Genomic DNA, 26,814 nt, shown 5'->3' on the forward strand with positions numbered 1-26,814 from the left:
AATGGGATGTTAGCCGCCTGCCCTTTGACCCGACGGTCGTCGGCGCGAGCGCCTGCGGCGACCGGCTGCGCCAGCAGGTCATGGTGGCGATGGGGTCGATGCCCGACCTGCCTGTCAGAAGCGGCCGTGACGCAGCTCTGGAAACTGCTTTCAGACGTCTGCTCGATGAATTGTGGCCAATCCTGGCCAGAGGGCTCGAAGCTGGCTTCAACACGCTGGTCCGCGAAATTCTCAAACGGATCAGATAGAGCGTTCCTCGCCGCACCGTCGCACGGGTAAATTGGACGAGAAGTCGCGGCTTCCCAGAGCGGAAAGCCGCGATATCGGATGGACCGAAAGCGGCCGGCCAGAACACGTCAGGCGGCCCGCCGAAGCCGCCTTGCCTGTCGGCTTTTAATCTCTAAAGAGCCCGGTTCCCGGTGAACTGGTGATAGGCCCACAGAACGACCACCGATCCCAGCACGGCGACGATCAGGCTGTAGATGTTGAGGCCGGTAACGCCTGACGCGCCAAAGGCGCTGAAGATCAGGCCGCCGACAACAGCGCCGACGATCCCGAGTATGATATCAAGAACAAGGCCCTGCCCGCTCTTGTTGACGATCTTGCTGCCTATAAAGCCGGCGATAACGCCAAGGATGATCCAGCTTAATATTGACATTTTCCTCTCCATTCCCCGCCTCCGATTACTTCCACATTATTAAGCAAAGCTCAAGCCAACTTGAAATTCATGATTACGGAAAGCTCAACCAGCTTGAAATTCGCCTCGAACGGGTCATTGTGGAGATGGGACGGGCAACATTGACATGGAGATCCACAATGGGACTGTTTGACAATGCCGTTCCCGGCGGTAACGTCGCCAAGCCGCTGATGATCGCGCTCGGTGCGCTGCTGGTTGGAAAAATGCTGAGCGGTGGAAATTCCGCCCAGACCGATCCGGCCCAAAGCCCCGCCCCCGTGCCGCCTGATACAACCGCATCCGCCGACGGTGGCTTGCTCGGCGGACTGGGCGGCCTGCTCGATAAGTTGAAAGACGCCGGCCACGGCAATGCCGCCGATTCGTGGGTCGGCACCGGGCAGAACCAGCCCATCCAGGCCAACGATCTGGGCAATGCGTTGGGCCCGCAGGTCATTCGCGAGATCGCGCAAAGGACAGGGCTGAACGAGCAGGACTTGCTCAAGCAATTGTCCGCGGCTTTGCCGGGTCTCGTCGACCAGATGACGCCGAACGGGCAAGTGCCGCAGCAAAATCAACTCGCGTCGATATTGAACAGGTTCACCAGTTAGGCAGGCAGCTCACCGCGCATCCGTTGGACGCGCTACGAAGCTTCAACACGTCGAATTTTTGATTTGCGGATGATCCCGTTCGCAGGCGCGTTTCAACTTGCGCTGAGCATGGATTCGGGATGATGCGCGAAGCCCGACGGAGCAGCGAATGGAAATCTGGAGCGGGTAGCGGGAATCGAACCCGCATATTCAGCTTGGAAGGCTGCTGCTCTACCACTGAGCTATACCCGCGCCTTTCAGTTAGGCATCGGCCGAAAACCGCTATGCACTTTTCGATCCGATGCTTCCGCGTTTCAGGGCTTCCGGGCCGGCAGTGGTGGAGAGGGTTGGATTTGAACCAACGTAGGCATAGCCAACGGATTTACAGTCCGTCCCCTTTAACCACTCGGGCACCTCTCCAGTCTGCCGCCGGAGCCATGCAACGAGGCATCGACGCGTCGCAACCGCCGTAGCAGCCCTTCGCGAAGCGCCTTATGGCGGCAGCGCCCAAAACTGTCAACCGCAACATCCCGGCAAAACGCGCTGAATTTGATGCCTCGCCCGACAAGCAGGTTCTGCGGCTGTATCCATACGCAGACGACACGGCTATAGAACCGGCCATGAGCAACGACAACAAGCCCAAGACCCCAAAAGACACCCACTACGCCAAGCTGCGCCGTGCGCATCGAGACGAGAAGAGCGGCGGCGCGCCGACGTTCAGGCCGCGCCAGCCGGTGCCGCCGGGAGAGACCGTCGCGAACGGCCTGGTGAGGCTCTACGGCCTGCATACGGTGCGGGCGGCACTCGACAATCCGAGCCGGCGGATCAGGAAGATGCTGGTGACGCGCAATGCCGCCGAGCGGCTGGCGATCGCCAACCTCGCCGCCTTGCCCTTCGAGGCAGAGCTGGTCGAACCGAAGGACATCGACAAGGTCACCGGCTCCGATGCCGTTCATCAAGGCGTGTTGATCGAGGCCGAGCCGCTAAAACCCAAGCGCCTCGACGCGCTCGGCGATACGACGCTGGTGCTGGTGCTCGACCAGGTCACCGACCCGCACAATGTCGGTGCGATCTTGCGCTCGGCAGTCGCCTTCGGCGCCGGCGCGCTGATCACCACGGCGCGCCACAGCCCGCATGAATCCGGCGTGCTGGCGAAATCGGCCTCCGGCGCGCTGGAGCATATCGACCAGATCGAGGTGAAGAACCTCGCCGACGCGCTCGGCCAGTTGCACGAGGCCGGCTTCCAGACCATCGGCCTTGATTCGGATGGGCCGGCGGAACTCGAAAAGAGTTTTTCGGGAGAAAAGATCGCATTGGTGCTGGGCGCCGAAGGCAAGGGCCTGCGCCAGAAGACGCGCGAGACGGTGACGACGCTCGCCCGGCTCGACATGCCCGGCGCCATCCGCTCGCTCAACGTGTCGAATGCTGCGGCGGTGAGCCTTTATGCGGCGAGGAAGTTTTTAGGGCAGTAAGGGAATAGGGCAATAAGGCAGTATGTTTCGCTCAGAGTGGATCCACCCTACTGCCCTACTGCCCTACTGCCCTACTGCCCTACTGCCCTAACCCATGCCCCGCCATCCTCTCCAGCGCCCTGACCAGCGCCGAGTGATCCTCCTTGGCGCCGCCATTGGCCGCGCAGGAGTTGAACAATTGCTGTGTGGTAGAGGTGTTGGGTAGCGCGACGCCGAGCGCCTTCGCGCCTTCAAGAGCGAGATTAAGATCCTTCTGGTGCAGTTCGATGCGAAAGCCCGGCGCGAAGCTGCGCTTGATCATCCGCTCACCATGCACTTCGAGGATGCGCGAGGCGGCCAGTCCGCCCATTAGCGCCTGCCGGACCTTGGCCGGGTCGGCACCGGCTTTTGAAGCGAAAACAAGGGCTTCGGCGACCGCTTCAATGGTCAGCGCGACGACGATCTGGTTGGCGACCTTGGTGATCTGGCCAACGCCGTTCGGCCCGACCAGCGTGATGTTCTTGCCTATTTTCTCGAACACCGGCCTGGCGCGCTCGAAAGCCCTTTCCTCGCCGCCGACCATGATGGTCAGCGATGCGGCCTTGGCGCCGACCTCGCCGCCGGACACCGGCGCGTCGAGATAGTCGCAGCCAAGCGCATTGATTTTTCTGGCGAATTCCTTCGTTTCGATCGGCGAGATCGAGCTCATATCGATGACCAGCTTGCCGCCGGACAGACCCGAGGCGACGCCGTTGTTGCCGAACAGCACATCGGCCACCTCAGGCGTGTCGGGAACCATGGTGATGATGATGTCGGCCGTTTTCGCCACGACGTCATGGCCGGTGACGGTCTTCAAACCCTTGGCGACGAGATCGGCCGGCGGTTTCGAGCGGTGGTCGCTGGCGACGACGGTGTAGCCAGCGTCGAGCAGATGCCCCGCCATCGGCGCGCCCATGATGCCGAGGCCGATGAAACCGATGGTTTCCATTCATTTTCTCCGTCGTGTTTGCTTGTTAAGGCCGCGTTCCTTCGCGCCCCCCTCTGGCCTGCCGGCCATCTCCCCCACGGGTGGGGAGATTGGATGTCGCCGCCGCTTTCGCCAATTTTAGAGGTCGGGAAAGTTAAAAGCCGGCGCCGAAACTGCCGATCTCCCCACCCGTGGGGGAGATGGCCGGCAGGCCAGAGGGGGGCGCGAAGGGACTCGACTTCAATCGCGACTTCCTGCACCTACGCCGCCGCACTACCCTGCCCGGCCAAGTTCCGGAACCATCCGAGTCCGGCTTCCGTCCCCGCCTTCGGCTTGTACTCCGCGCCGATCCAGCCGGAATAACCAATGCGGTCGATGTGGTTGTACAGAAAGGGAAAATTGATCTCGCCCGTCCCCGGCTCATGACGGCCGGGATTGTCCGCAAGCTGGATATGCGCGATGCGGCCGAGGTTTGCCTCGATGGTGCGGGCGAGATCCCCCTCCATGATCTGCATGTGATAGATGTCGTATTGCAGGAACAGGTTCTTCGAGCCGACGCGGTCGATGAGCGCCAAGGCCTGATCCGAATAATTCAGGAAGAAGCCTGGAATATCGAGCGTGTTGATCGGCTCGATCAGAAGCCTGATGCCGGCCTGCTCCAGCTTCTCCGCTGCGAAAGCCAGGTTCTCGGCAAAGACATCTTCCAGCACGCTCCGTTCGACGCCCCGCGGCGCGATGCCGGCAAGGCAGTTGACCTGTTCGCAACCCAGCGCATGAGCGTAGGTGATCGCCTTGGCGACGCCTTGCCGGAACTCGGGAACGCGATCCGGCAACACGGCGATGCCGCGCTCGCCCTTGGCCCAATCGCCGGCCGGCAGGTTGAACAGCACCTGGGTCAGGCCGTTCTTCCTGAGCCTCGCGGCAACCACCTCCGGCGCATGGTCATAAGGACCGATATATTCGACGCCTTTGAAGCCGGCGCGGGCGGCGGCATCGAAGCGGTCGAGGAAATCGTGCTCGCCAAAGAGCATCGAGAGATTGGCTGAAAAACGCGGCATTCTTTTTTCTCCGGTTCCAGACCATGATCCCGAAAAGTGAAAACCGGTTTTCGGAAAGATCATGGTCAAACAAGAAGATAGAGCCCCATCCCAGCGGGATGGATCAGGCTCTAATCGAGCATCACGATCGCGGTCGGCGCGTCTTTGTGATGTTCGGCAAGCTCCTCGAACTCGGTGATCTTGTCGATTTCGGTGCCCATCGAAATGTTGGTGACGCGCTCGAGGATGAATTCGAGCACGACGGGAACCTGGTGCTCCTTCATCAGGCGCTGCGCCTGCTCGAAGGCGCCGGCGAATTCCTCAGGCCTGCGCACCCGGACCGCCTTGCAGCCCATGGCCTCGGCGACAGCGACATGATCGACGCCGTAGCCAGCCTCGGGATCGTCTTTGCGGTTGACGTTCTCGAAGGCGAGGCTGACCTCGAAATCCATCGAAAAGCCGCGCTGCGCCTGGCGGATCAGGCCGAGATAGGCATTGTTCACGACGACATGGATGTAAGGCAATTTGTGCTGCGCGCCGACCGCCAGTTCCTCGATCATGAACTGGAAATCATAGTCGCCGGACAGCGCCACGATGTTGCGCTGCGGATCGGCGGCGCGGACGCCAAGCGCTGCCGGCAGCGTCCAGCCAAGCGGGCCGGCCTGGCCGCAATTGATCCAGTTGCGCGGCTTGTAGACATGCAGGAACTGCGCGCCGGCGATCTGCGAAAGCCCGATCGTGGTGACATAGGTGGTATCGCGGCCGAATGCCTTGTTCATCTCCTCATAGACGCGCTGCGGCTTCAGCGGCACCTGGTCGAAATGCGTCTTGCGCTTCATCGTCTTCTTGCGACCCTGGCATTCCCTGACCCAGCCCGACCAGTCGCGCAGTTTCCCCGCTGTCTTCCACTCGGTGGCGACGTCGAGCAGCATTTTGAGCGCCGCGCCCGCATCCGACACGACACCGAGATCCGGCGCGAAGACGCGGCCTATCTGAGTGGGCTCGATGTCGACATGGATGAATTTTTTGCCTCTGGTGTAGACGTCGACAGAGCCGGTGTGGCGGTTGGCCCAGCGGTTGCCGATGCCGAAGACGAAGTCGGCCTCGAGCATCGTCGCGTTGCCGTATCGATGCGACGTCTGCAGCCCGCACATGCCGGCCATCAGCCGGTGGTCGTCGGGGATCGCGCCCCAGCCCATCAGCGTCGGGATAACAGGCACGCCGGTAACTTCGGCGAATTCGATCAGCAGGTCCGAGGCATCGGCATTGATGATGCCGCCGCCGGCGACGATCAGCGGTCTTTCGGCCGCGTTGAGCATCGCCAACGCCTTCTCCGCCTGGCTGCGCGACATTGCCGGCTTGAACGGCACCAGCGGCTCATAGGCATCGATATCGAACTCGATCTCGGCCAGTTGCACATCGACCGGCAGATCGATCAGCACCGGCCCCGGCCGCGATGAGCGCATCAAGTGAAACGCCTTCTGCAGCGCCATCGGCACGAGATAAGGTTCCATGACGGTGACCGCCCATTTGGCGACGGGTGCTGCGATCGCAGCTATGTCGACGGCCTGGAAATCCTCCTTGTTGAGGCGCGCCCGCGGCGCCTGGCCGGTGATGCAGAGGATGGGAATAGAATCAGCCGCGGCCGAATAGAGGCCGGTGATCATGTCGGTGCCGGCCGGACCCGAAGTGCCGACGCACAGGCCGATATTGCCTGATTTGGCGCGGGTAAAGCCTTCGGCCATGTGCGACGCCGCCTCGACATGGCGCGCCAGGATGTGGCGGATGGTGCCCCTCGCCTTCAGCGCCGAATAGAACGGGTTTATCGCAGCACCCGGTACGCCGAAGGCGCAGGAAATACCTTCCTTTTCGAGAACGAGAACCGCTGCGTCGACCGCGCGCATCCTGGCCATTTCAGCCTCCACGGAATTTGTTGATGGCTGAGAATGCCAGTGGGCCGACTATTTTTCAATTTTTTCAGAATATTTTTTCATTTCTAGAAAACAGCTACTATGCTCTGATTTAATTATGTTTTGCGTTTTCCATGGATTCGGCGGATGCGAATCGTGAAAAACTTTTTCATTGCGCATTTCGCGAAATCGGCAAGAATGCCGTCATGGAAACCACCGAAAAACGCCAGCGCGGACGGCCGCGCGCCTTCCACGGTCCGTCCGAGGCCGCTTCGGTGCAGTCGCTCGATCGGGCGCTGCGCATCCTGGCCATCGTCGCCGACGGCAGCGGCCTGTCGCTGAGCGAGATCGCCGCGCAGAGCGGCCTCGCCGCGTCTACCGCCTACCGCATGCTGACGACGCTGGAAAACCACGGCATGGTCGAGTTCGACAGCACCGACCAGCTTTGGTCGATCGGCGTCGAGACTTATCGCATGGGTGCGGCGTTCCTGCGCCGCCGCAAGCTGGTCGACCGCGCCCGCATCGTCATGCAGGAACTCATGGAGAAGACCGGCGAGACCGCCAATCTCGGCGTCGCCGAGGACGACTGCGTCGTCTTCGTCAGCCAGGTCGAGACGCACCAGGCGATCCGCGCCTTCTTCCGGCCGGGCACGCGCAGCTCCTTCCATGCCTCGGGCATCGGCAAGGCGGTGCTGGCGCATCTCGAGCCGGAGCGCGTCGGCGCCATCTTACGCCGGGCGGGGCTGGAGCGCTTCACCGAAAAGACGCTGTCCGACATCTCGGCGCTGGCGCGCGACCTGGTGACGATCAAGCTGCGCGGCTGGTCGGTCGACGACGAGGAGCGGCATCCCGGCATGCGCTGCGTGGCCGCCGCCATCTTCAACGAGTTCGGCGAGCCGATCGGCGGCGTTTCGGTCTCGGGGCCGACGGTGCGCGTCACACCGGAGCGGCTGGCTGAGATCGGCCCGCTCGTGCACGAAGCCGCAACGGAAATAACCAGGATGATTGGTGGTCTGCCACCCCCTTCTTCACCAAGCCGCGCCGCCGAACCGGGTTCACTCTTCGAGATTGGCGCAGGGCGCTCACCTTGACAGCCGCCCGGCTACGGCCAAGTTTGCGTCCACCTTCCGCCAGCCGACGCCCGAAAGACGCATGAGCCTCCAATCCGTCAAAGCCTTCTTCGCCGAATATGCCCCCGACATCGAGGTGATCGAAACGCCGACAAGCTCGGCGACCGTCGCGCTCGCGGCCGAGGCGCACGGCGTCGAGCCGGGGCAGATCGCCAAGACCATCTGCCTGCGCGTCGGTGACCGGGTCATGCTGGTCGTCGCCCGCGGCGACGCGCGCATCGACAATCGCAAATCGCGCGATGCATTCGGCGGCAAGCCGCGCATGCTCGATGCCGAGCAGGTGGCCGAAATCACTGGCCATCCGATTGGCGGCGTCTGCCCCTTCGGCCTCGCCTCGCCGTTGCCGGTCTATTGCGACGTATCGCTGCGCGTCTACGATCAGGTCGTGCCAGCGGCCGGCGCAACCAATGCAGCGGTGAAAATAGGCGTCGAGCGCATGGCAGCGCTGACCGGCGCCGAATGGTGCGACATCTGTCAGGATGAGCTAGGCCCCGGGCACCGCGCTCCTGGTCGATAGGTCGTAGAAATCAAGCAGCATCGCCAGCCCAACTCCGCAGGCGGTGAAGATGAGGCCGGCGATGAAGATGCGGGTGGCGCGTTCATAGACGCGTCGCTGTAGAGACGTTGTGTCGAGCAGCAACCGCAGCGCTCGTATCTGCAAGGCAATGCCTATCAAAATCGGCACGACTGCTGCCAGGTGATAGATTTCCCAAGGGAGCGGGTTGGCGGCCCAATGCGTGATGAAGCCCAGCGAGAAAGCCAGTAGAATGCCGACGGTGGTGATCGTGCCGTTGCGGAAATCCGTCTCAATCTGCTCTTCCTTGGGTTCGTGCTCGTCCAAGCGTCCCTCTCCCTCTGGTGCCTTCACCGCCAGACTAAGATGTCGAAAAATCCCTGTACATCCCTCGCTGGAACCGGTTGCGGTGCCGGGTTCAATTTGCAACCCAGACAGCTGAAAAAGGGGCAGTGGGGTGCCCCTTCTTCCGGTTGCCTGAAACGGTCCTCTCAAATCCGGCAACGGTGACGGTAGCCGTCGTAGCCGACATAGGTATCGGAGTACGGATCGTAGCTCTGATAGCGGTTGAGGCAGCGCCGGACGTGCCACGAACCGCCGTGTTCCTCGATATAGACGGTGCGAGGCTGGGCGAGCGCGGTGCCGAGCAGGAAGCCGCCGACGCCGGCGGCAATGCCGATGCCAAGGTGCTTGTTGTGATGCTTGTGATGGGCGGCCGAAGGCTGAACGGTGCCGGCCAGCATGGCGGCGGCGACAGCGGTGGCGATGAGGCCGGAAACGATGGTGCGCTTGAACATGACGATCTCCTTACTGCGTTGTGTGAGAGGCGATCCATCCGCCTCTTGACCATCAGTCGTTGCGGCAAGGAAAAAGGTTCGATGATTTTCGAATTTTTTCGAACGAGGAAAATCGACCGGTCTGACAAGGTTCGCTGTCAGCACGCAATCATGACCGGCAGGCGGCGCCGGTCGACATCCCGGCGGGGAGGCCTCAGCCTATGCCGGTGATATGACGCAGCCAGAAGGCGAGCGCGATGAAGCCGATGATGGTGGTGACGCCGGTCCAATCGACATTGGCGCTCTTCAGATTCTTGACGAGCTTCACCAAGAGAATCCAGGCCACGACGACGACCAGGGCAATGACGACAAATCTGATCATGCGGCACCCTCGCCTATCCGATTGCACCTTCGATCAATATAGGAAGCGAATTGGCCGTTTTCAGGAGGCCCGCGCCGGCCGCTCCGGCGGGTTCGCCGGCAACCGAAAACAGAGTTTTGTCTTTACTGGCGCAACAAATATGCTAACCGGAGCGCCGTGCCCTTGTAGCTCAGCTGGTAGAGCAGCGGTTTTGTAAACCGAAGGTCGGCGGTTCGATTCCGTCCGGGGGCACCAGCAAAATCAACAACTTAGAGAAACATCTGCCAGTATTCTGGCTAATATGATGTCGCAACACGTTACAACGAAAACCGCGCATTTCCGGGCTTTGTCAAATATTCCCACGGACTCCATGCAACACATCTGCAACACGGGCCACAGCAAAAAGCCCGCCGAAGCGGGCTTTGTCGTTTGCCGGTGGCGGAACGGTTAGGCGGCGAAGCCACCGTAGACCGCGAACTTTTCGGACGGACGCTCCACGGACATGCAATCGGCGAACGTATCCGCGGCCCATCGGCTGGGCGCTTGCCACCATTCCACGGTCCGATCCCGCTCATCTAAGCGAGCCACCATCGATCCCAAGTATCTACCGCGGTCGGCGTTAACTGTCCTGGCAGGAGCTTGGCATGGCCCGTACGGCACCCCTCGGATTAAGAATTGAACCTGCTGTTAAGGAGGCACTCGAGCGCGCGGCTAAGGCCGACCGCCGCACAGTCGCGTCCTATGTGGAAATCCTCATAATCGCCGATCTGGAGGCGAAGGGCTTCTTGCCCAAGAACGCATAGCCCTGACTGCAATAGCGGAAGAACATCAGGATTGAGTGCGGCTTTGGGCGTTAGCGACTGCTTGCACCAATAATCATTAGAAGCGCAAACCCGCCAATCACCATCCAAACTGTGGTGGACCAATCCATGACGCCAGTAGTTTGGACTTCGTTGGCAACGCCTGTGGCAACCTCTTTTGTCTCCTCGGTCTTCTCGATCGCCCATTCCTTCAGATCGTTTAGCACACCAAGCCCTCCCGCTGCTTCGGTCTGCCACACCATCGCACGCCCTCACCGGGTCGGCAACTTCTTGCGCGCCCCTGCCTGCTGCTGCGCTCATCTCCAGTATATTAGCAGAACCTTGATTAACGCCCAGCCCGCCCCAGACTCTTGGAATGGCGCGGGGAATTGGGATTGGAGATGTGGTGGCGATCACGGCTACCGTCCGCAGACGGGTCACTGAGGACCGCGTCAGTGTTTCCATCCCGAGCTACGGCTTCCCGCATTCCATCATTGACCATACCAAAGTGAAGAGGGGGCAGCAGATCGAGCTTCGTGGCGAGATCACGCGCATAGACGAGGAAGGCGGCAGGGTCACAATCGCCATGGGACCGCTGGTCACGGTCGACATCGATAGGGTCAGGCTGGTCGAGAAGCACCGGCCGCCGAAGCGCAGGAAGCCGCTACGCGATATGGTGGACTAAGCGGGTCGATCACGCCAAACGTTCCAAAGACGGTTGGTCTCTGTCTCCGCAGGTCTCAGCGAATCATAAAATTTAAGCAGGACGTTCTCTAGGGCGTCCACCGTACCCTGCGAAAGGTGTGCTGCTGGGAGACTGTTGTGGATACGCTCAAAGAGCCTGTCGATGTCATCACCTTCAAGCTTGGCCAAAACAGTAGGTATTGTTTTGATGGTCTCGCAAATCTTCCGAAGAAGGCCCGCAAAGTCTCCTATCGTATGGGCCACATCGCGATCTGCAATGCTCATCCATTCTACGAAGCTTTTGGAATCGGCAAAAAACTCCGTGCTAGAAGATAGTTCCACTTCGGGATCAGGGTTCACAGATCGCTTGTTGTCGCGGTGCACTTGGCGCCCTTCGACCCATAACTCGCAAAAATCGGACAGCAACAACGCAGGCCGGAGCCGGTCTACGATTGGCCCCAGTTTAAAAAGTTGACGGTTCAATGTCGTTGCGGGTTCCTGTTCGAGATCGGGCAACCCTTCGATAAATATTTTCGGACATTTGCTGTGATCCATGCCTCGACCTTAGGCCGCTCCAGACTATGCCGCAAGCGCCGCGTAAGCCTTCCACGTACCAGGATTGCCCTGCCGTGCAGACAGCGCCAGGAGCCGCGGCGGCGGCCCACAAAGCTTCCGCCCTCCGAATACTAGACGCGGAAAAGACTGAAGGAACTGACGCGAGAGAACAAGACAAGCCACAATGACTCCAGAACCGCGCACCGTAACCAACACTGCACTAGACAGACTGCCAACGTTTGCCACTGATCTAGAGATAGCCACCGCGATCGTTGGCCGAGACTCGAGCCGACTATTGGCGAAGGGCCATTATGCCCACTTTAGAAAGAGCGGCTTCCCCGGCATAGATCCCCTTCACAAAGCCCGGCCGGTGGCTTTTGTGAAGAATTTTACGCAGCATATTTCGGCATCACGGCCGGAATCACGTTGGCGAAACCTAATGGAGTGGAGCGGGTCTGAAAGAAATCCAGTCACCTTAGCGGCGCGAATGCGGTCGACAACAGTGGGCCGGGCGCGAAGCTGCGCCGCCCTCTTTCTAGCGCCGATTCACCTTCCGCGCGATCTCTTCGATCCGGGCTTTCTCGCCGATCTCCTCGGCCAGAGCTTCCGCCTTGGCCCTGTCCTTCGTGGTAAGTACCGTGCGCCAGTGCGGCTTCTCGAATACGGATACGATGTATATAATTAAGGGGTTGTCTTCCATCGTTCGCCTCTAAGCCGAGAAGAAGCCCGCGCTCCTTGCCGGTGAGCGCGGGCCGATCGGGAGGTCCGGTCTTCAGCAGACACCGGGGGCGACGCCTGCCGCCAGGCACGAACTCTTAGAGCAAACTAATGTTCCACTTGGCCTGCAAAACTACCCACTCGACATAGGCGCTGCGTGAGGATTTTCACAATCGAGGCGTATCGTTCAAATAACGAGCGCCCGCTTTATACCGATGTACATCTTCCGCTATCGCGTACCTACCGCCAGCCAAAGCCTCTGTTAGCTTCTTGGTGCGGCGGCCCCCAATCCGCCAGGCCGGCGCCCTACAGGCAATCTACCCCAACGCCCCCCAAGTGGCGCCGGCCACCTTCCTTTTTAGATTACCAAAGCGCGTCGGGCGTCCAGCGGCAGACGCCTTATCACGCCTGGCTTAGACGTACTTTTTCTTCGGTGCCGTTAAATAAATTCCCGACGAGCGGCGCAACCTCTTCATTTGCCCACTGGGCATCCGTGGCCAGAATCGGCACCATCGGGGCCTCTGGTTCTACGGCAGTCGGGCGGCCGTCTTTGAGTGCGGCTATCTCGTCATTCCGCGTCGCGAGGCGGCTTTCCAAATTGGCTATACGCTCTGCCAAGAAATAGCGCCCGACCACGAAACCTCCGCTTCCGAAAAGAAGCGCGAATGTGGCGAAGGGAACTGGATTTGCCAGGACCAGCGCCGAGTTGGTTTGTAGAAAATCGATAAGGTCCTGCATTTCACATCCTTTCAATTCCGCGGCAGCTTGTGGATCTCGAGCCGAACCGGCCCGCCTCGCTCGCAACTCGTGCAAAACAGCACCCTTTCCACCGTGCTTAACAGCGCGTCCTTACCATAGCGCTTGATGAGGGCCGGCGCCTTTACCTGCGCATGGTGCGAGCAGTTTCGACACCAGGCGCGTAAAGTGTGCCATTCGCGGAGATCGCCTAGCGATACGTCTAGCCCTGCATGTACGCTGCCCTCTACGATGGTCCGCGGCGGCACCGTCGGTTCACCTGGCGTGATGATCTTCTCCATTACGTGCCGGCTGTTGTAGTGGATCAGGAGCATGCCCGGTCGACGCCGGATAGCAGACTGCCAGGCCGCTTGGCTGACAAATGAGTCCGGCGATCGACAAATTGTCTCGACCAGCGTCTTCTCCTCGCGATCCCAAACTTCGATCCGGAAATTGTCCTCTGCTGTTTCTGCCATAGCGTCGCCGGCCAGCGCGATTGGCGCTTCGCCACGTTCCTTTCCGCCTCAGATCGAAGCAGAAATAAGGAACATCTTCCTAGCACGTCAAGACGTCCTTGACTCTTTTGTTCTTATTTCGTTCGCTGTCGGACAATGAGCGACGAAATCCGCCTTCCCGGTGCAATGGAGCCCGTCACACGCCCGGGCATTCAGCACCATAGGTGCGAGCATCCCGGCTGTCGCAAGAACGCAGGATGGGGCTTTGCCAAGCCTCGGCAGCCATCGCACTGGTTCTGTTTCGAGCACCGCGCCGAAGGCGAGCGCTTCCTTTGATACTCCAAACGACTTCAGTTGCCCGCTTCCCAGTGCTGGACGTGTTGCACTGCTGGCTCCACGATCCCTTCATCTGCTATTGATCTGGTCTGTAACATTTGCTTGGTTGATTCATGGCCAAGCCGCAGAAGCCACCAATTTACCCAGACAGTGCGCGAAGACTGCGCCACATCCAATTGGGAGACTATCAGACGCCGCTGTTCAAGCGACCGCCTGATGTGGAGGATATTATCCTAACCTGCACATGCGAGCACCAATTCCCTCCCCCGTGGGCGGAAAAATTACCTTTCGAGTTCGCGCCGATTCAATCAGCGGATGGAGGGAGATGGGCCTTGTCTGGCCTCGAGCTGAAGTGCCCGATATGTCAGCGCCCGAATACTCTCAATTTTCCCACGCCTGAGACACAAAGGGGGCGGACCACTTTGTTCGGCGACGAAGCCGTGGAGTGGTTTAGGCATGAAACGTTACTTCTATACGTTTTTGCGTTCGTCAGCCTCCACATCGAATTCTATCAAAAAATCTCCGAACGGATGCGGTCGCTAAAGTGCCTAATCAGGCCCGATGAAGACCCGACAAGTTGGGCATTTCACGTTAAGGAATTTCGTAATGAGCGTTGGCGAGGTCGCAACCGAATCACAATGCCTATCCAGCAAGTAAATGAGCTGCTGCGCGAACTTGCCACCGCCCTGGCATCACCGGACGATCGGCGATTTATTTCCGCGACTGTCTTCCCCTACCTCCGATCAAGTCCGACAGAATCCAAAGGGCAAGCTGAGCAAAAAATCCGGGACAAAACGTTATCTGCCGCTTTAACCCATATGACTGACCATCTTACGCAACAAGGGTTTTCGATCGACTTTGTTGTAGAAGCGCAAGGCGACGATCATAAACGCAACTCTATAGATTTCTCTGTTGAGCGGGTCGGGCGCGCTCTGCGGCACGACCTGACCTACCTATACATCTCTCGATGCCAATTGATTGGCCTTCCCGTGACTGATCCAAAGGGTTCTCAACTAGAACTAGAGCTCGCCGATCTAGTCGCCTATATGGTGCGGCGGCACTTTCATTGTTTATATATAAAACGCCAACCGGAAGTCGAACTCGAGCTCCTAGGAAAGGTCGTTTGGGGCGTGTTTGTCCCCGGAAGGTTCGGAACGCGCACCGCCATCGGCTTTCCCTGGGACCACTTCTATCCAGGAACCTCGCCAGGCTTCAGTTGAACGGGATAAGCATCATCGATCGGCTAAGCCAATGGCCCAACCGAAGCTACTCCTCGTCACTGAAACCGAGCAACGAAGCATGCCGTATGTGGCTGTGGTCGCCGCGGAGATGCTTGACGCGCAGCTTTACACCCGGCCCGACCCACTGCGTTGCAGGCCGTTTCTTCATGCCCTCCGGCGGCGGCCCGGCGTGTTCCCGCACCCGCTTCAACAGCCGCTCCTTCATGTCGCGGCCCAAGGTGATAAACGCGGAACCGACATACCTGCCGGTTCCTGGCTGTCCCAAAAGGGCGAAGGCTGCCTTGCCAGGCTCGCGCTCAATGCCCAAAAGTTCGAATTCGTCGACCGTGAAGCTCTTGGTCTTCTGCCAGTTCGAGGTCGGGCCGCTGCGATATTTGCTGTCGGAGCGCTTCGATACAATGCCCTCAAGCTCGACCTGCTCGACGAGATAGAAGATCGATTTCGCGTCGCCAGGCATAGCCTCGCTGAACTGGATCCGGCTGTTCGGCTTGATGATGCCGGAGAGAATTTCGCGACGCGACTCGCAGCCGATGTCGCGTAGATCCTGGCCGTTCAGGTGCAGAATGTCGAAGGCGCAGAGATACATGGCATAGGGATTGTTGTGGACAGCATTCTGGAGCGCATTGAAGTCGGGCATGCCGGCAATGTTGGTGACAACAGCCTCGCCGTCGATGATGGCGTTCTCGACGGCGATCTCCCTCGCGGCTTCCACGATGCCCAGGTATTTGCGCGTCCAGTCCTTGCCGGTTTTGGTATAGACGCGAATATCCTCGGGGCTGTTGATGACCACCTGGGCACGGTAGCCATCCAGCTTGATCTCATGAATCCAGTTGTCACCCTCGGGCGGCTTGGCCACCAACTTGGGCTCCATCGGGGGGATGAACCGCAGCCGGCCGGTATCGGCATCTGCCCGCCTATGCATGGAACCTAGTCTAGGTCACCGGCGTATATTAGCCAGAGCGCACATAATGAAATTCTAAGAGGATGTGCGATATGGCAGACAACAAAAGCAAACGCGACTTCCGTGACCGCAACAAGGTATCGTCGGACGATGGTTATGAGATGAGGTTTTTCGCTCTGCAGAACAACATAACGCCGGAACAGGTGCGCGAGCTGATCCGCAAGCACGGCAACGATCGGGCAATTCTGACCGAGGCCGCGAAGGCATTGCCGGCAATATAATGACAAAACTCTCCGACCTCGGGCCGCCGATCGCCGGCACGCGACATGGCGAAGCCGTGAAGCATGAGGCTGAGCATTTCTATTCCTGCCCGACCTGCGGCCAGGTAGTCGATCGGCGCGATCTTCGACAGGTCATTTGGCATGAACAGCCTGGTCACACTCGACTCGAGTTCGATTCCTGAGAGCCGATGCGGAGGGATTCTGGTGCGGTGCCGGCCGCCTATCGCCCCAGCGCTTGTTTCGAAGCGGAAAGAAGTTCTTCTTCGTCCACCACTCCGGCCATGTAATTAGCAATAATTCGGGACGCGAGCGTTTCGCATTGTTTTTCCGATTGGCCGTCAATCTTCAACCGCGCGAACACCCGGGCCAGTAGCTCCAGCTCGGACGGGTTGAAGACACCCGCATGCTCGGCTCTTCCACGAATCGGCATGACAAACCCCTTCGCCCAGAGATTTTGTTCGTGCAGCTTTATCATACACCAAAGACGCCGCACCCTGTTGTGGAATCGCAGGCGCTAGATGCGGCCTCGGGAAGATGTGCGGAGGGCGGTTTAACCCTTCATTGAGCATGCTTGGGGCCGTGATGGGGCTGTCTCTAAACGTTATCCGCCCTAGTTGGACAGTTCGGTAAGAAGATCGGATGCATCATCTGCCGGTAGGTGTCGCCCTTGCCATTTCGCTTGTCGTCGGCCTAGTCGTGGCGGCGATCGCATCAAAGGATAACTCGGAGGCCTGCGGCATCCGGTGTTCAACAGCGCACACGCAAAGTGAGCCCTAATTAGAGGAGGAGCGCAGCACCCCCTGCTCCTCGGCAGCAGCCTCGAAGGCCTTCCTTACGTCGTCGGGCGCGAGCGCAAATAAGCTCGGCCCAACTGATGTCGCGCGAGCCGGTCCATGGGTGCGTTTGCTTCGGCCAAACTTGCCAGCGCTTGCTCGACTTTTTGAGCCGAGGCGTCAGTGCGCCTGATGTGCCGGATCATTTGCTGCCTCAGCCGCGCGAGCCTTTCGGCGCGGTATACGTCGCCGTATCGCGCAGTTTCAAGGTGGAGGGTCGCGAGCCTCATGGGCGACGATTCCGATTATCTAGCAGTAGAATTCGCGAATCCGCCTTTCGTTCCGATGTCCGACCTGCCTCGCAAAGGGCTGGCCGGAGGGCAGCGGCGAATGAGCCGCATCCCTGCCAAAAGGTCCGCTGATGCTGCTCAGTCGACCGCGGGTCCCGACCAGGCAGTACCGGAATCGATTGCGGATGCGCTCGTTGAAGAAGCGGCCCTTGGCGAATGCGGCTCGGAACTCGGCGAAGGTCTCCGGCGGCACGTCCTCAAACTGGTAGCATTGGCCGCTGGCCACGAACCACACCGAGAGGGTCCTACGGTCCGGATCGTATTCCGTTTTGCGTATCGATGTGGAAGGCATGCCGGTTCACGCCTTAGTTCGGCGCGGGAGAGCGCCAGCTTAAGAGTCGAATCTGCGGCAGACGATGCCATTCGTCTCGGGCGATAGTCGGCTGTGCCTTGGTCTTCAAGGACGGCCATGCAGGCCTCGACCGCCTCCTTCCACTTAGGCCCCCGCTTGGTCCACTTCATGAGTTCCGCAGCGGCTCCCTCGACATTGTTGCAGCCGTAGGTGAGCCCAGGTCGGTCCGTCTCGACATTGATCGGAGGGTGAAACCAGTGGAGAGCCATGATACTTCCTACTCGGGCGAGAGATACATCTCCGCCTCCTTAGCGGCAGCCACGAAAGCCTTTCGTATCACGTGAGGGGCAATCGGATCGCCCTCCAGTGCTGACATGCAGAGGGTCCACGCCTTGTGCCAGCGAGGTCCTCTCCGGGTCCACGTCTTGAGCTGCTCAAGGGCTGCCCTCGCATTGTTGCAGCCATGCCTGGCACCGTCCGTTTCAGTCTTTACGAACACCGGAGGGACGAACCAAAGGGTTGCCATGATACCTCCCTACTCAGGCGAGAGATATACGCTCGCCTCCCTGGCAGCCGCCTCAAAGGCTTCACGGACCTCTTGGGGGGACACTCTGCCCTCGAACGCGTCAACGCATGATTGGACCGCTTTCGTCCACCTCGGCCCCTTTGTGTCCCACGCCATGAGTTCCTCAGCGGCTCCCTCGACGTGGCTGACCCCATGGCGAATGCCCGGGCGGTTCGCCTTCACGTAGACAGGGGGAGAGAACCAGAGAAGACCCATGAGGGGTAAATTAGGGGGTGCTCAGATGTTTGGTAGAGGGCGAGGATAACTGGCGCTAGGTTGGACGGCGACTACTCGTCCGCATCGGAAGCCACGGTCAGGCCCAGGGCAGTAGCGGCCTCTATAATTGCCTCTATTAGCTCGTCGTTGGATGCGACCAAATCAGGCGCAGAGTGCCGAATATGGTTCAATGCCGCTTTGATCGAGACGATGTCCCCATGGTCCGCCCTGTTGAGGATTGCGGCGATTGCCTGATCCAGAACTGGACCGACCCTTCGGACGATGCTCATCCGCCTTCCCCACCTTGCAGCATTTCTGCACAGGAGATGCTGCAGGAACCGAACTGTCCCTCCAACCAAGTGTTCCATACGGAGGTAAAGAAACCCGCCGCACCTTTCGGCACAGCGGGCTTCAGTCGTTCACCAGGCACGGGGGGTAGGCGGGGGGGGCTTGTGCCCGGATCGTAGGAACCTACGCGCGCCACCGGTGCGCGTCTACCAACCGGCAGTTGGCAAAGCCCGCGCCTCTGGCGGAGAGCGCGGGCCCGATCGGGTTTGCGTCCCGATCTACAGCGGGCCGCGGAGGTGCGTGCCCGCTAGTCACAGACAATCATTAGGATTTACTAAAGTTCCGCTTGAGAAACACACCCGCTAGAAATCTTTATCTGGCCTAAGGCTCCCCGTCGAAAATCGGATCGGCACGGTGACGTTGCCGAATTTAAGCGTCTTTCAAACGATAGGCGCGAGAATCGCGTCAGGGTCGAGGCCAAGAGCCGTGACTAGCAGGATGGCGTCCGGGTCGTTGCAGTAGACCTCGGGTCGATCGGGAGCAAACCAGCGGGCGAAATTAGACCGGGTTTTGCGTCAAGGCGGCGTAGGCGGAAGCCATCTTGCCAGCTTCGATGATACGAGCCTGCACAAGCGATTTCAGAACTGTCGGACGAGGCGGCGGCGTTGGCTCTCCGGTAAAATTCTCACCATCGAATGAAAAGCCGGCGAAAACATCGTCGGGAACCTCTGTCCATCCCGGCTCTGGGCCACCTTCGAAATAGGGCAGATCGTACGAAATCGAATCCACCACGCCATCAATGACGCGGGCGTATTTCATGTCGCCCTCCAGAATTTCACCCGGGCGTAGACTCTGTTCCCTGCGAAAGAGCCTGGCCAAGGCCGTTCGCGGCGGCTGTCGTGGCGTAGTACTGGATCGCAAAGGCCTTGCTGGCGACGACCGCCGCGCCGCCTGTTGATGTCGCACCTGAGCTTGGCCCGTTGTTTCCGTTACCCAGCATACCCATCCCGGCGGTCGTGCCATCGGTGATGTTTTGCAGGCGTGAGCCGAAACCAGGGATGGTATAGGATCTAATCTCCCATTCGACCCAACCATTAACAGTCGGAGTGAACTGGTCGGAGGAGATTGATACTAGGCCTGACGGGTCGCGAACTTCGGTGTTGAGAACATGCGTCGTCCATGTCGTAGCGACCGGCGTTCCGCCCCCTGTCCCGGACGACTTCTGATCCTCCATAACTGCATCAGGAGCGCCGCCGACACGAGCCGAGCCGACATAAAAGCCACCTGAAGCGGTTGCCTTGTCGCTGTCATCGATCGTGACGCCCGAAGTCTGGGTTACGCCCTTTGTGCCGTCAAAGCGCGGGACAGTGTTGTCAACGGTCGTCGCTGGCCCCTTGGCAAACAGCTTGGGCTGCGCCATCGCCAACTACTATTCGATCATCGTCGGCGCTGACGCCGACCCGTTTATGCTGCACCTTTACGCCGCTTTGGCCGAGAAGGAGCGTCGATTGATCTCGGAGCGCACCAAAGCCGCCCTTGCCTCACGCAGGACGAGCATAAAGCTCGGCAATCCGACCAACACCGCCGAAGCCGCGGCGAAAGGTCGGAAGATGTCGATCGAAGAAGCCGACCGGTTTGCCCAGCCGTGCTGCCAATCATCGCTTCCATTCAGCGGTCGGGCATCACCAGCCTACGTGGACTGGCAATCGCTCTAAACAACCGCGGCGTTCGCACAGCGCGCAATGGCCAATGGCAGGTGTCGAACGTGCGCAACGTTCTCGCGCGGCAATCCCCTACTCTTTTAAAAGCGGGAAATAGCCACCGGCGCGGCCGGAACAAACGGGTTCGACGCCGGTTAACTACTATCGAAGGGACCGCAACCGCAAAGGACGCGGGAAAATGTTTGAAATTTATCGCCTCGAAGTGGCCAAGGCTAGACAGGGTGTAAAACGAGCCGAGAACTCTCTGAAGCGCGCGAGTGAGTTGCTGGACGAGGACGGTGGCGTCGCCCTTAATCTCGCGCTGTGCGGCCGGATAAGGGCCGAGCAAAGGCGCGTGATCGATGCCAGAGAGCGACTGACGAAGATCGATCCGAACAGCACGGACAACGTGGGCTGAGCCTTTCGGCCCGTTGGGAAGGCATGATGACGAATACCGGGCGAAATGGGGATTGGCCCGGGACTTCAACTCACTCGGCGCACCATCCGGATTTCCACAATGGGGCGAAGAAACTGCCGCTGATAGAGGACATGGAGACCGCCTCTTTCGACATCGAATGCAAGAGCGGTCGCCACCCTCCCGTATAAGCCGTAGAAGGCCGCACGTGCGGTGCTCAGCATCGCACATCTGAGGCAGAGCGCTACATAGGGGCGGCGAGGATGGCGGAGCGGCGCTCGGCGCTCACGCCGTAGCTCATTACCTGACGTTCGTCCGACCGAGAGTGTCGTCCCGCCTCCTGCGGCCTGTTAGACCTGCCAGACCCAGTAGGCCGATAAGGCCCAACCAACCCCAATCGAAGTCGTCGCGAGCATCATCGGCTGCGGCAGGCGGTGTAGGTGTTGGCGTCTCTTGCGAAAGGGCAGGTGCTGCTGTTGCAGCTAAGCTGGTAGCCAGCATGAGGGCTAATAGAGATTTGGTGAGCATCGCAGTCTCCCGTTGTTCGAGGTGTGATCTAACAGGCGGACGCGACCTTTGTTCCCGCGAGTGCTCAAACGGTGACCTGCGCAACCAAAATCAGGCGCGATCATCGGGCGCTGAGATCAGGGCGATCCCGCAAGGTTAATCCCGCCCGATCAGGACGCTTCCTGCACTTCCGCGACTTGTGGCGTCACGGGTGCAGAATTAATGACGTAGGTGTTCGAGGTCAGGTCGCTAGTAGATCGGATGATGATGCCGTCGTCTCTTAATCGGGCAAACGTCGCCCTTGCGATACGCATTGGCTTGCCTTTGGCATCTGAGGCGGTGACTTTGTTCGACCACGGAACGTGAGTGATGCTGTCAACGCGCTTGAGAAAGCGCTTTTCCTTCTCAGTCAACTCGATCACGCCCGTTCCTCCATATCATTGGCAGCGTTTGGTTGGCCCGGTAACGCCGATGATGCGACTCCGTTCCAAGGACTTACGCGCCAAACCGGGGGTGGGGAGCGAGCGGGTCCGCCGGGCTGGCTATCCGCCGAAGCACCCTCCGCCGAGGGCGAAGAAATTAACGTTGCCCGCCAGCGTTGGCGCCATCGACCGTGGTTTTCGTGTCGTCCTTGCGACCGATGGTCGACCAGACGCATGACGCACTGTTGGAGCTCTACCGCTCTCGTTTCAGCGAGCAAGTCGAGGCGGTGAGGATTGAAGAGGTTCTGGAGAACTGGCGCTCGCCGAAGGCTCCGTGGGAGACAAGATCATGAGAACGATATTTCGGGACAACGGGCTTACGATCGCCCTGGTGGCGATGTTCCTGTTCAGCGCACTCGGCATGATCTGGTCGGGGCATTCTGCCTACAATGAAGAACTTCGTGAGCATGGCTCGGCAGCGATCGGACTGTTGGCTTATTTGAAAAGCGGCGACTTCCTCTCGGCGCTCTTCGAAAACTGGGAAAGCGAATTCCTGCAGATGTCGGCCTATGTCATGCTGACTGCAATGCTGTTCCAGCGCGGTTCCGCCGAGTCTCGTGATCCCGATGATCCCAACCGGCCCGAGGACGAACTTCCGACCGCCACCCGCAGGCGCAACCCGATCCTGTCGTGGCTCTATTCATACTCGCTGGGCTTGGCGCTGGCCCTGCTGTTCATCATCTCATTTGCCTTGCATTGGGGGGCGAGCCTGGCGGCGGTGAACGAGGAGGCGCTTCGGCACGGCAGCGAGGTTCAATCCGTGGGAGACTATCTTCTCGACGCCCAGCTATGGTTCGAGTCCTTTCAGAACTGGCAGTCGGAATTCATGTCGACGGCCGTCCTGGTCCTGCTGTCGATTTTCCTACGCCACAAGGGCTCCCCGGAATCAAAGCCAGCCGGCGCGTCAAACTCCGAAACCGGCGCATGAGTCTCCGCGTGCAGGCAACGATCGCTATGCTTCGGCAATCAGGCGGTGCCGGAAACGGTCGCGAAAGTGGTCGTTGAAGAACCGGCCCTTTACGAAGGCGTTTCGGAACGCCGCATAGGTCTCCGGCGGCACAGCCTCGTAGTCATAACGCCTGCCGCTCGCGACGAACCACACCGAGAGAACCCTTCTCCGGATCGTACTCGGTCTTGCGGATTGACGTTGATGGATACACGATAACGGCCTCTATACGAGCGGCTTTGGATGTAGCGGGTGATCACCGTGTCCTGCCGGAACCGCCGTTCTAGCTCGGCGCGCCGTTTGCGCCAGTCCGGCAGGTCGATATTATCCACCATCACTTCGAAGATGACGATATCATCTTTGCTGGACTGCTCGCCATCCTGCCACTGACCTTCCGCAGGCGCCTGCAGATAGGCCATGACGCCTTCGAAACGGCTGGCCAGGGTCTTCCTTCACACGGTCGAAATCTTCCCGGCCAAATGGGCGACCGATGTTGTCCGCGCGGGGAAGCAGAATCTGGACGAGGTGCATGGCGACTGCTCGCTGAAAAGCGGTCACCGATTCCAAAGAACGACGCGTTCCCTTGCCTGGTCGGAGCCGCTTGACCTTCGCGGGCCGGCGAGACAGTCGGCGAGCGATTTGCGCCGCCCGCCTACCGCATCAGGCCCGCTGCCCGCAGGGCATCCTCGATGATCTTATTCACGCCGGGTTGGCCCGATTCCGGGTGACGCGGGAACTGATGGACGGCAGTCGACTGTGGGGGCTTCGTCTTCGCATTTTCTATACCTGGCGCCGGTGACTGGGGTAGTGGCGGTTGGTTGACGGGCACTTGCGGCCTCGATTTCCGGGAGGCGCTTTCATCCGTGGCCGCGATCCCCCAGAACTGCGCGATCTCGCGTGTGGAGGAGATGCCGACATCAAGCATATAAGGTCCCGGAGCGCCCAGGCCGTTGCCGAGCGGCGTGCCATGGGCCATCCCGGCGATCATGTTGATTTCGATCAAGGTCTCTCCCGCGCCGTTACGCCAGACCTGCTTTGCGTGCGATCCGGCAGCTTCCCGATGAGTCGGCGCTTTCTCAAGCCGGTGGACTCCCCGCCATTGGCCTGCGATCGCTTCCGCGTTGGAAGGCGAAACCGTGTGGTCAGCAGCACCGTGCCAAATCGAAATCCTCGGCCACGGTCCCTGATGATCCGATGCGCCGCGGAGGACCCGTTGCAAATCCTGTTCCGAAGGACCGCCGTGGCCCCGCATGCGATCGAAGGCCTCCGGGATTGTCGTTGCGCTGCCGTAGGGCAGGCCGGCGACTAACGCACCGCCGGCAAACACTTCCGGATAGGTCGCCAGCATGGCCGCCGCCATTGCGCCTCCGGCCGAGAGGCCGGTGATGAAAATTCGCCTTCGGTCGAGGCCGTGGGTGACGACCATCGTCTCGATCATCTGGCGAATCGAAAGCGCCTCGCCCGAACCACGCTTGGTGTCGCCAGGCTGGAACCAGTTGAAACAGAGGTTCGGGTTGTTGCCGCGTTGCTGTTCGGGAAAGAGGAGCGCGAAGCCAGCCTCATCGGCGAGTTGGGACCAGCCGGAATGATGGTTATAGCCGGCCGCGTTCTGTGTGCAGCCATGCAGCACGACGACGACTGCGGCGCCCTTGAATAGGTCATTGGGAATATAGACCTTCGCTCCCAACCCGCCGGGATTGGTACCGAAGTCGGCCAGCGTCCGGAGGTGGTTTGACGCACCGAGGTCGGCGGTATGCGCGGCATGTCGCGCCTGCAGCGCGGCAAGGCGAGCGATGGTGTCGGAGATTTTTCGCATGGGGCCGTCCCTGTTGTGACGCCCGGAATGGACGGCAATCTGTGCAACGCACATGCAGCAACATCGTTGCTGCACTGCACAAAAATAAGACAGCGCGGCGGGAGATGGAGTCCGGCCGATCCTCTCGGTCGGCCGGGAGTAGACGTCTTCAGCTTCGACTGGCTGTGAGATAGAGCGCGTCTTCTTCGTCGTCGCGCTGCTTGCCGCCTAACGCAGCCGCTGCGCTGGCGATGAACGCACCGATGATGAGAGAAAGCGCGCCGACCAGCGCGAAGGTGGCGCCGGCTTTTCTAGCTGTGTCGGCTGCTTCCTGTGCTTGGACTTTGGCCGCCTCGACCTGAGCAAGCACCGCATCAATCCGGGCAGTAGCATCCGCTTGCGACAGGCCAGTGCGAGCGGCCACGAGTTGGCCCAGATAAGTCTTGTCGTCGGCCGAGACTTCGCCGGCCGCCGCACTCGTAATGAGGATGCGGAAGGCTTGTGCGGCTGCTGTCACCCCGCCCTCCGCGCCCGGCGCCGCCAGCCTGGAAGGATCGGTCGGGCGGAACAGCGCATCGACGAAATACGAAGTCGCGTCGCTGCCTCCGTCGTTCCCGGCGTTTGCGGTCGCCCCTGCCGAGGCACCCATTGCTGCTGCCGAGGCCACAGTCGAGGCCGCCTTGACGCCGGTGCCGATTGCCGCGGACAGCGCCGAACCGAGCACGAACACGACCAGAAGCGTCGCCAGCGCCCCGGCCATGAATCCGTGCGCGGTATCCCGAAGAACGTCTCGTCCGTATGAATGCCGACCCATTTGATGCGAAGGCGCCCGGTCAGGTAACCCCCGAGCCCGGATGACAACCATTGCACGATGACCAGCCAGATTGCAGTGGACACAGAGAAGGTGGTGACGCTGGCGCTTTCGTTGGACCATGGAGACACCATCGTGAGCCCGAGGCCGGACCCGAGAAGGATCAGGATGAACGTCAGAATCGAGGCAGCGAAGGCGCCGGCGATGATCGGTCCCCAGTTGACTGCGGATGACGAGGACTCGACCGGCGCGGTGACGTCGGTCGCCAGGATGGTTGATGCCATCGATTCCTCCTACCGCATGAACAGCGCGAGAAGGATGACGATCGGAATAGAAACTCCGAGCAGCCAGAGTCGAATGCCACGACCCATGATTGTCTCCTATCGAAAGACGGATGTTGGAAGTAAAACAGCCACCCCAACACAGTTGGGGGTGGCTGGTGTGTGATCAGGCGGCCTTGGCCATTTCGTTGGCCGAGGCGTCCGCCAATCCGGTGAGCGCCTCGTCTGTCATAGACTCTTCGCCGAGCGTCTGTTCGAGCAGCTTGGCGGCGTCGCTCATGCCCAAGACCTCGGCCCAGCGCTTCAGTGTGCCATAGCGGGTGATCTCGTAGTGCTCGACAGCCTGGGCAGCGGAGATCAGACCGGCGTCCAGTGCGGGAGTTCCCTTGAACTCCTCCATAATCTCCTCGCCCTCCTCGATGATGCCGTCGATCGCGGGACACGTCTTGCCCTGTGCTCGCTTGCCAAGGAGCTCGAAAACCTGCTGCAGGCGCTCGACATGACTGTCGGTTTCGTCCTTGTGCTTCTCGAAGGCTGCCTTCAGATCGGCCGATGAGGCGGCGCGCACCATCTTGGGAAGCGCCTTCAGGATTTTCTTTTCCGCGTAATAGATATCTTTGAGTGTATCGAGGAAGAGATCGTCCAATGTCTTTTCTTTCGCCATGGCGGATTTCCTTTGGTTCCAGCGTTCTTTTGTTGTCGTTCACCGGGTTGTGAAACGCTCGCCAAAGTCGCCGGCGGCGAGACCAGCCCTTCCACCTAAAAGAATTCTCTGCGAGAACGATGTCTCCCGCCAATCGTGACGCCGCCTGGCCTCCGATCCGGTTGCTCCTTTGGCCACCGCATGCCGCCACACGCGCGCCCCGCTGCCAAGTGAGCCCATTGCAGATGGCGGAAATATTCTGTCGGCAGTTCCGGCGACGTGCAGATCGTCAATATCGATTGGCAGGGACGGGATTTTGGCACAACGTTGTTGGAAAAAAGGCCGTGGTCGTGCAAAGTGACGCAAGGTTGAACTGAACTCTCAGCAAGACGGCCTGTGTTGCCCATGGCTCTGCCGCTCCGTGACGCGGGCTCGTCCTACTCCTGATATCGCGCAGCCGCTTCCAGCGTTGGCGGTGTCGAGCGAAGTGTATGACTGAGACTGAGGCGCCCACGCAAAGCACAGGCGACCAAGATGACATCAGATTCAGACAAGGCAGTTGAGCAATTGCTCGATACGCCTGACCTTGCCACCGCGCTGGAAAGCGAGCAGTTCAAAAAATTTCTTGACCAGGTG

General features: G+C 60.0%; 36 protein-coding genes, 3 tRNA genes and 2 pseudogenes. 14 read left to right on the plus strand and 27 right to left on the minus strand.

Going from position 1 to position 26,814, the window contains the following annotated elements; translation table 11 throughout:
- Positions 1–248 (plus strand): annotated as a pseudogene (locus EOC93_RS22185) (N-acetylmuramoyl-L-alanine amidase); the annotation flags it as partial.
- 152 nt (positions 249–400) lie between these two features.
- Here the strand turns inward: EOC93_RS22185 and EOC93_RS22190 are convergent.
- Positions 401–658, minus strand: coding sequence for a GlsB/YeaQ/YmgE family stress response membrane protein (locus tag EOC93_RS22190; protein ID WP_095489451.1), 258 nt, complete (start codon positions 656–658; stop codon positions 401–403).
- Between the two features lie 158 nt (positions 659–816).
- Here EOC93_RS22190 and EOC93_RS22195 point away from each other — a divergent pair, with 158 nt between their 5' ends.
- Complete coding sequence (locus EOC93_RS22195) at positions 817–1,284, plus strand: YidB family protein (RefSeq protein ID WP_127205733.1); 468 nt, start codon at positions 817–819, stop codon at positions 1,282–1,284.
- Between the two features lie 157 nt (positions 1,285–1,441).
- Here the strand turns inward: EOC93_RS22195 and EOC93_RS22200 are convergent.
- Positions 1,442–1,515 (minus strand) — tRNA-Gly (locus EOC93_RS22200).
- An 83-nt stretch (positions 1,516–1,598) separates the two neighbouring features.
- Positions 1,599–1,683, minus strand: a tRNA-Tyr gene (locus EOC93_RS22205).
- Positions 1,684–1,883: 200 nt separating this feature from the next.
- On the opposite strand from EOC93_RS22205, the gene EOC93_RS22210 reads away from it, so the two are divergent.
- Complete coding sequence (locus tag EOC93_RS22210; protein ID WP_127205705.1) at positions 1,884–2,735, plus strand: RNA methyltransferase; 852 nt, start codon at positions 1,884–1,886, stop codon at positions 2,733–2,735.
- A gap of 79 nt (positions 2,736–2,814) precedes the next feature.
- Here the strand turns inward: EOC93_RS22210 and EOC93_RS22215 are convergent, their stop codons facing one another.
- The 3 genes from EOC93_RS22215 to gcl form a co-directional block, all read right to left on the minus strand.
- Positions 2,815–3,702: a 2-hydroxy-3-oxopropionate reductase gene (locus EOC93_RS22215; protein WP_095489453.1), complete on the minus strand. Its 888-nt coding sequence runs from the start codon at positions 3,700–3,702 to the stop codon at positions 2,815–2,817.
- Between the two features lie 239 nt (positions 3,703–3,941).
- Positions 3,942–4,739 carry a hydroxypyruvate isomerase gene (hyi, locus tag EOC93_RS22220; RefSeq protein WP_095489454.1) on the minus strand — a complete coding sequence of 266 codons (798 nt, stop codon included), beginning with the start codon at positions 4,737–4,739 and terminating at the stop codon, positions 3,942–3,944.
- A 110-nt stretch (positions 4,740–4,849) separates the two neighbouring features.
- Complete coding sequence (gcl, locus tag EOC93_RS22225) at positions 4,850–6,631, minus strand: glyoxylate carboligase (protein WP_127205706.1); 1,782 nt, start codon at positions 6,629–6,631, stop codon at positions 4,850–4,852.
- Between the two features lie 203 nt (positions 6,632–6,834).
- Here gcl and bhcR point away from each other — a divergent pair, with 203 nt between their 5' ends.
- Positions 6,835–7,719 carry an HTH-type transcriptional regulator BhcR gene (gene bhcR, locus EOC93_RS22230; RefSeq protein ID WP_127205707.1) on the plus strand — a complete coding sequence of 295 codons (885 nt, stop codon included), beginning with the start codon at positions 6,835–6,837 and terminating at the stop codon, positions 7,717–7,719.
- A 61-nt stretch (positions 7,720–7,780) separates the two neighbouring features.
- Positions 7,781–8,275: a YbaK/EbsC family protein gene (locus EOC93_RS22235; RefSeq protein WP_127205708.1), complete on the plus strand. Its 495-nt coding sequence runs from the start codon at positions 7,781–7,783 to the stop codon at positions 8,273–8,275.
- Here EOC93_RS22235 and EOC93_RS22240 read toward each other — a convergent pair.
- The 3 genes from EOC93_RS22240 to EOC93_RS34190 all read right to left on the minus strand — a co-directional run bounded on the left by EOC93_RS22240 (position 8,243) and on the right by EOC93_RS34190 (position 9,430).
- On the minus strand, positions 8,243–8,599 hold the full coding sequence (locus EOC93_RS22240; protein ID WP_127205709.1) for a hypothetical protein: 357 nt from the start codon (positions 8,597–8,599) through the stop codon (positions 8,243–8,245). The two genes, EOC93_RS22235 and EOC93_RS22240, sit on opposite strands and share 33 nt — an antisense overlap.
- 164 nt (positions 8,600–8,763) lie before the next feature.
- Positions 8,764–9,069: a BA14K family protein gene (locus tag EOC93_RS22245; protein ID WP_127205710.1), complete on the minus strand. Its 306-nt coding sequence runs from the start codon at positions 9,067–9,069 to the stop codon at positions 8,764–8,766.
- Positions 9,070–9,262: 193 nt separating this feature from the next.
- On the minus strand, positions 9,263–9,430 hold the full coding sequence (locus EOC93_RS34190) for a hypothetical protein (RefSeq protein WP_164759232.1): 168 nt from the start codon (positions 9,428–9,430) through the stop codon (positions 9,263–9,265).
- A gap of 158 nt (positions 9,431–9,588) precedes the next feature.
- On the opposite strand from EOC93_RS34190, the gene EOC93_RS22250 reads away from it, so the two are divergent.
- Positions 9,589–9,664 (plus strand) — tRNA-Thr (locus tag EOC93_RS22250).
- Between the two features lie 389 nt (positions 9,665–10,053).
- Positions 10,054–10,212, plus strand: coding sequence for a hypothetical protein (locus EOC93_RS34195; RefSeq protein WP_164759233.1), 159 nt, complete (start codon positions 10,054–10,056; stop codon positions 10,210–10,212).
- A 50-nt stretch (positions 10,213–10,262) separates the two neighbouring features.
- On the opposite strand, the gene EOC93_RS22255 is transcribed toward EOC93_RS34195, so the two are convergent.
- On the minus strand, positions 10,263–10,472 hold the full coding sequence (locus EOC93_RS22255; protein ID WP_127205711.1) for a hypothetical protein: 210 nt from the start codon (positions 10,470–10,472) through the stop codon (positions 10,263–10,265).
- 143 nt (positions 10,473–10,615) lie between these two features.
- On the opposite strand from EOC93_RS22255, the gene EOC93_RS22260 reads away from it, so the two are divergent.
- Positions 10,616–10,894 (plus strand): hypothetical protein, encoded by a 279-nt coding sequence (locus tag EOC93_RS22260; protein ID WP_348627607.1) that lies wholly within the window; start codon positions 10,616–10,618, stop codon positions 10,892–10,894.
- Here EOC93_RS22260 and EOC93_RS22265 read toward each other — a convergent pair.
- From EOC93_RS22265 to EOC93_RS22275, 4 genes are all read right to left on the minus strand, one after another.
- Entirely contained in the window at positions 10,891–11,448 is a 558-nt protein-coding gene (locus EOC93_RS22265; RefSeq protein ID WP_127205713.1) for a hypothetical protein, read from the minus strand. The genes EOC93_RS22260 and EOC93_RS22265 overlap by 4 nt on opposite strands.
- A gap of 535 nt (positions 11,449–11,983) precedes the next feature.
- The gene (locus EOC93_RS34200) at positions 11,984–12,148 is read right to left on the minus strand and encodes a hypothetical protein (RefSeq protein ID WP_164759234.1); all 165 of its coding nucleotides are present in this window, start codon (positions 12,146–12,148) and stop codon (positions 11,984–11,986) included.
- A 419-nt stretch (positions 12,149–12,567) separates the two neighbouring features.
- Entirely contained in the window at positions 12,568–12,903 is a 336-nt protein-coding gene (locus EOC93_RS22270) for a hypothetical protein (RefSeq protein WP_127205714.1), read from the minus strand.
- 11 nt (positions 12,904–12,914) lie between these two features.
- Positions 12,915–13,376 (minus strand): hypothetical protein, encoded by a 462-nt coding sequence (locus EOC93_RS22275; protein WP_127205715.1) that lies wholly within the window; start codon positions 13,374–13,376, stop codon positions 12,915–12,917.
- Positions 13,377–14,113: 737 nt separating this feature from the next.
- Here EOC93_RS22275 and EOC93_RS22285 point away from each other — a divergent pair.
- The gene (locus EOC93_RS22285) at positions 14,114–14,911 is read left to right on the plus strand and encodes a hypothetical protein (RefSeq protein WP_127205717.1); all 798 of its coding nucleotides are present in this window, start codon (positions 14,114–14,116) and stop codon (positions 14,909–14,911) included.
- A gap of 46 nt (positions 14,912–14,957) precedes the next feature.
- Here EOC93_RS22285 and EOC93_RS22290 read toward each other — a convergent pair whose 3' ends face one another.
- The gene (locus EOC93_RS22290) at positions 14,958–15,788 is read right to left on the minus strand and encodes an ATP-dependent DNA ligase (RefSeq protein WP_245461512.1); all 831 of its coding nucleotides are present in this window, start codon (positions 15,786–15,788) and stop codon (positions 14,958–14,960) included.
- A 137-nt stretch (positions 15,789–15,925) separates the two neighbouring features.
- Between EOC93_RS22290 and EOC93_RS22295 the strand changes: the two genes are divergently transcribed.
- Complete coding sequence (locus tag EOC93_RS22295; RefSeq protein ID WP_127205719.1) at positions 15,926–16,114, plus strand: DUF3606 domain-containing protein; 189 nt, start codon at positions 15,926–15,928, stop codon at positions 16,112–16,114.
- A gap of 220 nt (positions 16,115–16,334) precedes the next feature.
- On the opposite strand, the gene EOC93_RS22305 is transcribed toward EOC93_RS22295, so the two are convergent.
- From EOC93_RS22305 to EOC93_RS22345, 6 genes are all read right to left on the minus strand, one after another.
- The gene (locus tag EOC93_RS22305) at positions 16,335–16,589 is read right to left on the minus strand and encodes a hypothetical protein (RefSeq protein ID WP_348627608.1); all 255 of its coding nucleotides are present in this window, start codon (positions 16,587–16,589) and stop codon (positions 16,335–16,337) included.
- Between the two features lie 607 nt (positions 16,590–17,196).
- Positions 17,197–17,529, minus strand: a complete 333-nt coding sequence (locus tag EOC93_RS35575; RefSeq protein WP_127205722.1) for a KTSC domain-containing protein — start codon at positions 17,527–17,529, stop codon at positions 17,197–17,199.
- 535 nt (positions 17,530–18,064) lie between these two features.
- Complete coding sequence (locus tag EOC93_RS22330) at positions 18,065–18,310, minus strand: DUF982 domain-containing protein (protein ID WP_127205724.1); 246 nt, start codon at positions 18,308–18,310, stop codon at positions 18,065–18,067.
- A gap of 71 nt (positions 18,311–18,381) precedes the next feature.
- Positions 18,382–18,600, minus strand: a complete 219-nt coding sequence (locus EOC93_RS22335) for a hypothetical protein (protein WP_123150609.1) — start codon at positions 18,598–18,600, stop codon at positions 18,382–18,384.
- A 556-nt stretch (positions 18,601–19,156) separates the two neighbouring features.
- On the minus strand, positions 19,157–19,417 hold the full coding sequence (locus EOC93_RS22340) for a hypothetical protein (RefSeq protein ID WP_127205725.1): 261 nt from the start codon (positions 19,415–19,417) through the stop codon (positions 19,157–19,159).
- 16 nt (positions 19,418–19,433) lie between these two features.
- On the minus strand, positions 19,434–20,018 hold the full coding sequence (locus EOC93_RS22345) for a hypothetical protein (RefSeq protein ID WP_127205726.1): 585 nt from the start codon (positions 20,016–20,018) through the stop codon (positions 19,434–19,436).
- Between EOC93_RS22345 and EOC93_RS22350 the strand changes: the two genes are divergently transcribed.
- Both EOC93_RS22350 and EOC93_RS22355 read left to right on the plus strand, forming a co-directional pair.
- Entirely contained in the window at positions 20,005–20,313 is a 309-nt protein-coding gene (locus EOC93_RS22350) for a recombinase family protein (protein WP_245461513.1), read from the plus strand. The two genes, EOC93_RS22345 and EOC93_RS22350, sit on opposite strands and share 14 nt — an antisense overlap.
- 184 nt (positions 20,314–20,497) lie before the next feature.
- Entirely contained in the window at positions 20,498–20,716 is a 219-nt protein-coding gene (locus EOC93_RS22355) for a hypothetical protein (protein ID WP_127205727.1), read from the plus strand.
- A 674-nt stretch (positions 20,717–21,390) separates the two neighbouring features.
- Here the strand turns inward: EOC93_RS22355 and EOC93_RS22365 are convergent.
- Entirely contained in the window at positions 21,391–21,642 is a 252-nt protein-coding gene (locus EOC93_RS22365) for a hypothetical protein (RefSeq protein WP_127205729.1), read from the minus strand.
- 349 nt (positions 21,643–21,991) lie between these two features.
- On the opposite strand from EOC93_RS22365, the gene EOC93_RS22375 reads away from it, so the two are divergent.
- Positions 21,992–22,630 carry a DUF6766 family protein gene (locus tag EOC93_RS22375; RefSeq protein ID WP_127205730.1) on the plus strand — a complete coding sequence of 213 codons (639 nt, stop codon included), beginning with the start codon at positions 21,992–21,994 and terminating at the stop codon, positions 22,628–22,630.
- Positions 22,631–22,654: 24 nt separating this feature from the next.
- On the opposite strand, the gene EOC93_RS35580 is transcribed toward EOC93_RS22375, so the two are convergent.
- From EOC93_RS35580 to EOC93_RS22395, 4 genes and pseudogenes are all read right to left on the minus strand, one after another.
- Positions 22,655–22,762, minus strand: coding sequence for a hypothetical protein (locus EOC93_RS35580; protein ID WP_348627609.1), 108 nt, complete (start codon positions 22,760–22,762; stop codon positions 22,655–22,657).
- The gene (locus tag EOC93_RS35585; RefSeq protein WP_348627610.1) at positions 22,720–23,067 is read right to left on the minus strand and encodes a hypothetical protein; all 348 of its coding nucleotides are present in this window, start codon (positions 23,065–23,067) and stop codon (positions 22,720–22,722) included. Before EOC93_RS35585 ends, EOC93_RS35580 begins: the two co-directional genes overlap by 43 nt.
- 233 nt (positions 23,068–23,300) lie before the next feature.
- A complete protein-coding gene (locus EOC93_RS22390) occupies positions 23,301–24,464 on the minus strand; it encodes a PHB depolymerase family esterase (RefSeq protein ID WP_127205731.1) in 1,164 nt (387 codons plus the stop codon).
- Positions 24,465–24,612: 148 nt separating this feature from the next.
- Positions 24,613–25,433, minus strand: a pseudogene (locus EOC93_RS22395) (hypothetical protein).
- Here EOC93_RS22395 and EOC93_RS34905 point away from each other — a divergent pair.
- On the plus strand, positions 25,315–25,701 hold the full coding sequence (locus EOC93_RS34905; protein WP_245461514.1) for a hypothetical protein: 387 nt from the start codon (positions 25,315–25,317) through the stop codon (positions 25,699–25,701). The pseudogene EOC93_RS22395 and the gene EOC93_RS34905 sit on opposite strands and share 119 nt — an antisense overlap.
- Here EOC93_RS34905 and EOC93_RS22400 read toward each other — a convergent pair whose 3' ends face one another.
- The gene (locus tag EOC93_RS22400; protein ID WP_127205732.1) at positions 25,702–26,199 is read right to left on the minus strand and encodes a ferritin-like domain-containing protein; all 498 of its coding nucleotides are present in this window, start codon (positions 26,197–26,199) and stop codon (positions 25,702–25,704) included. It abuts the gene before it with no gap.
- Between the last annotated feature and the right edge of the window lie 615 nt (positions 26,200–26,814).

It is taken from the genome of Mesorhizobium sp. M6A.T.Ce.TU.002.03.1.1 (genome assembly GCF_003997275.1).
Taxonomy (GTDB): Bacteria; Pseudomonadota; Alphaproteobacteria; order Rhizobiales; family Rhizobiaceae; genus Mesorhizobium; species Mesorhizobium mediterraneum.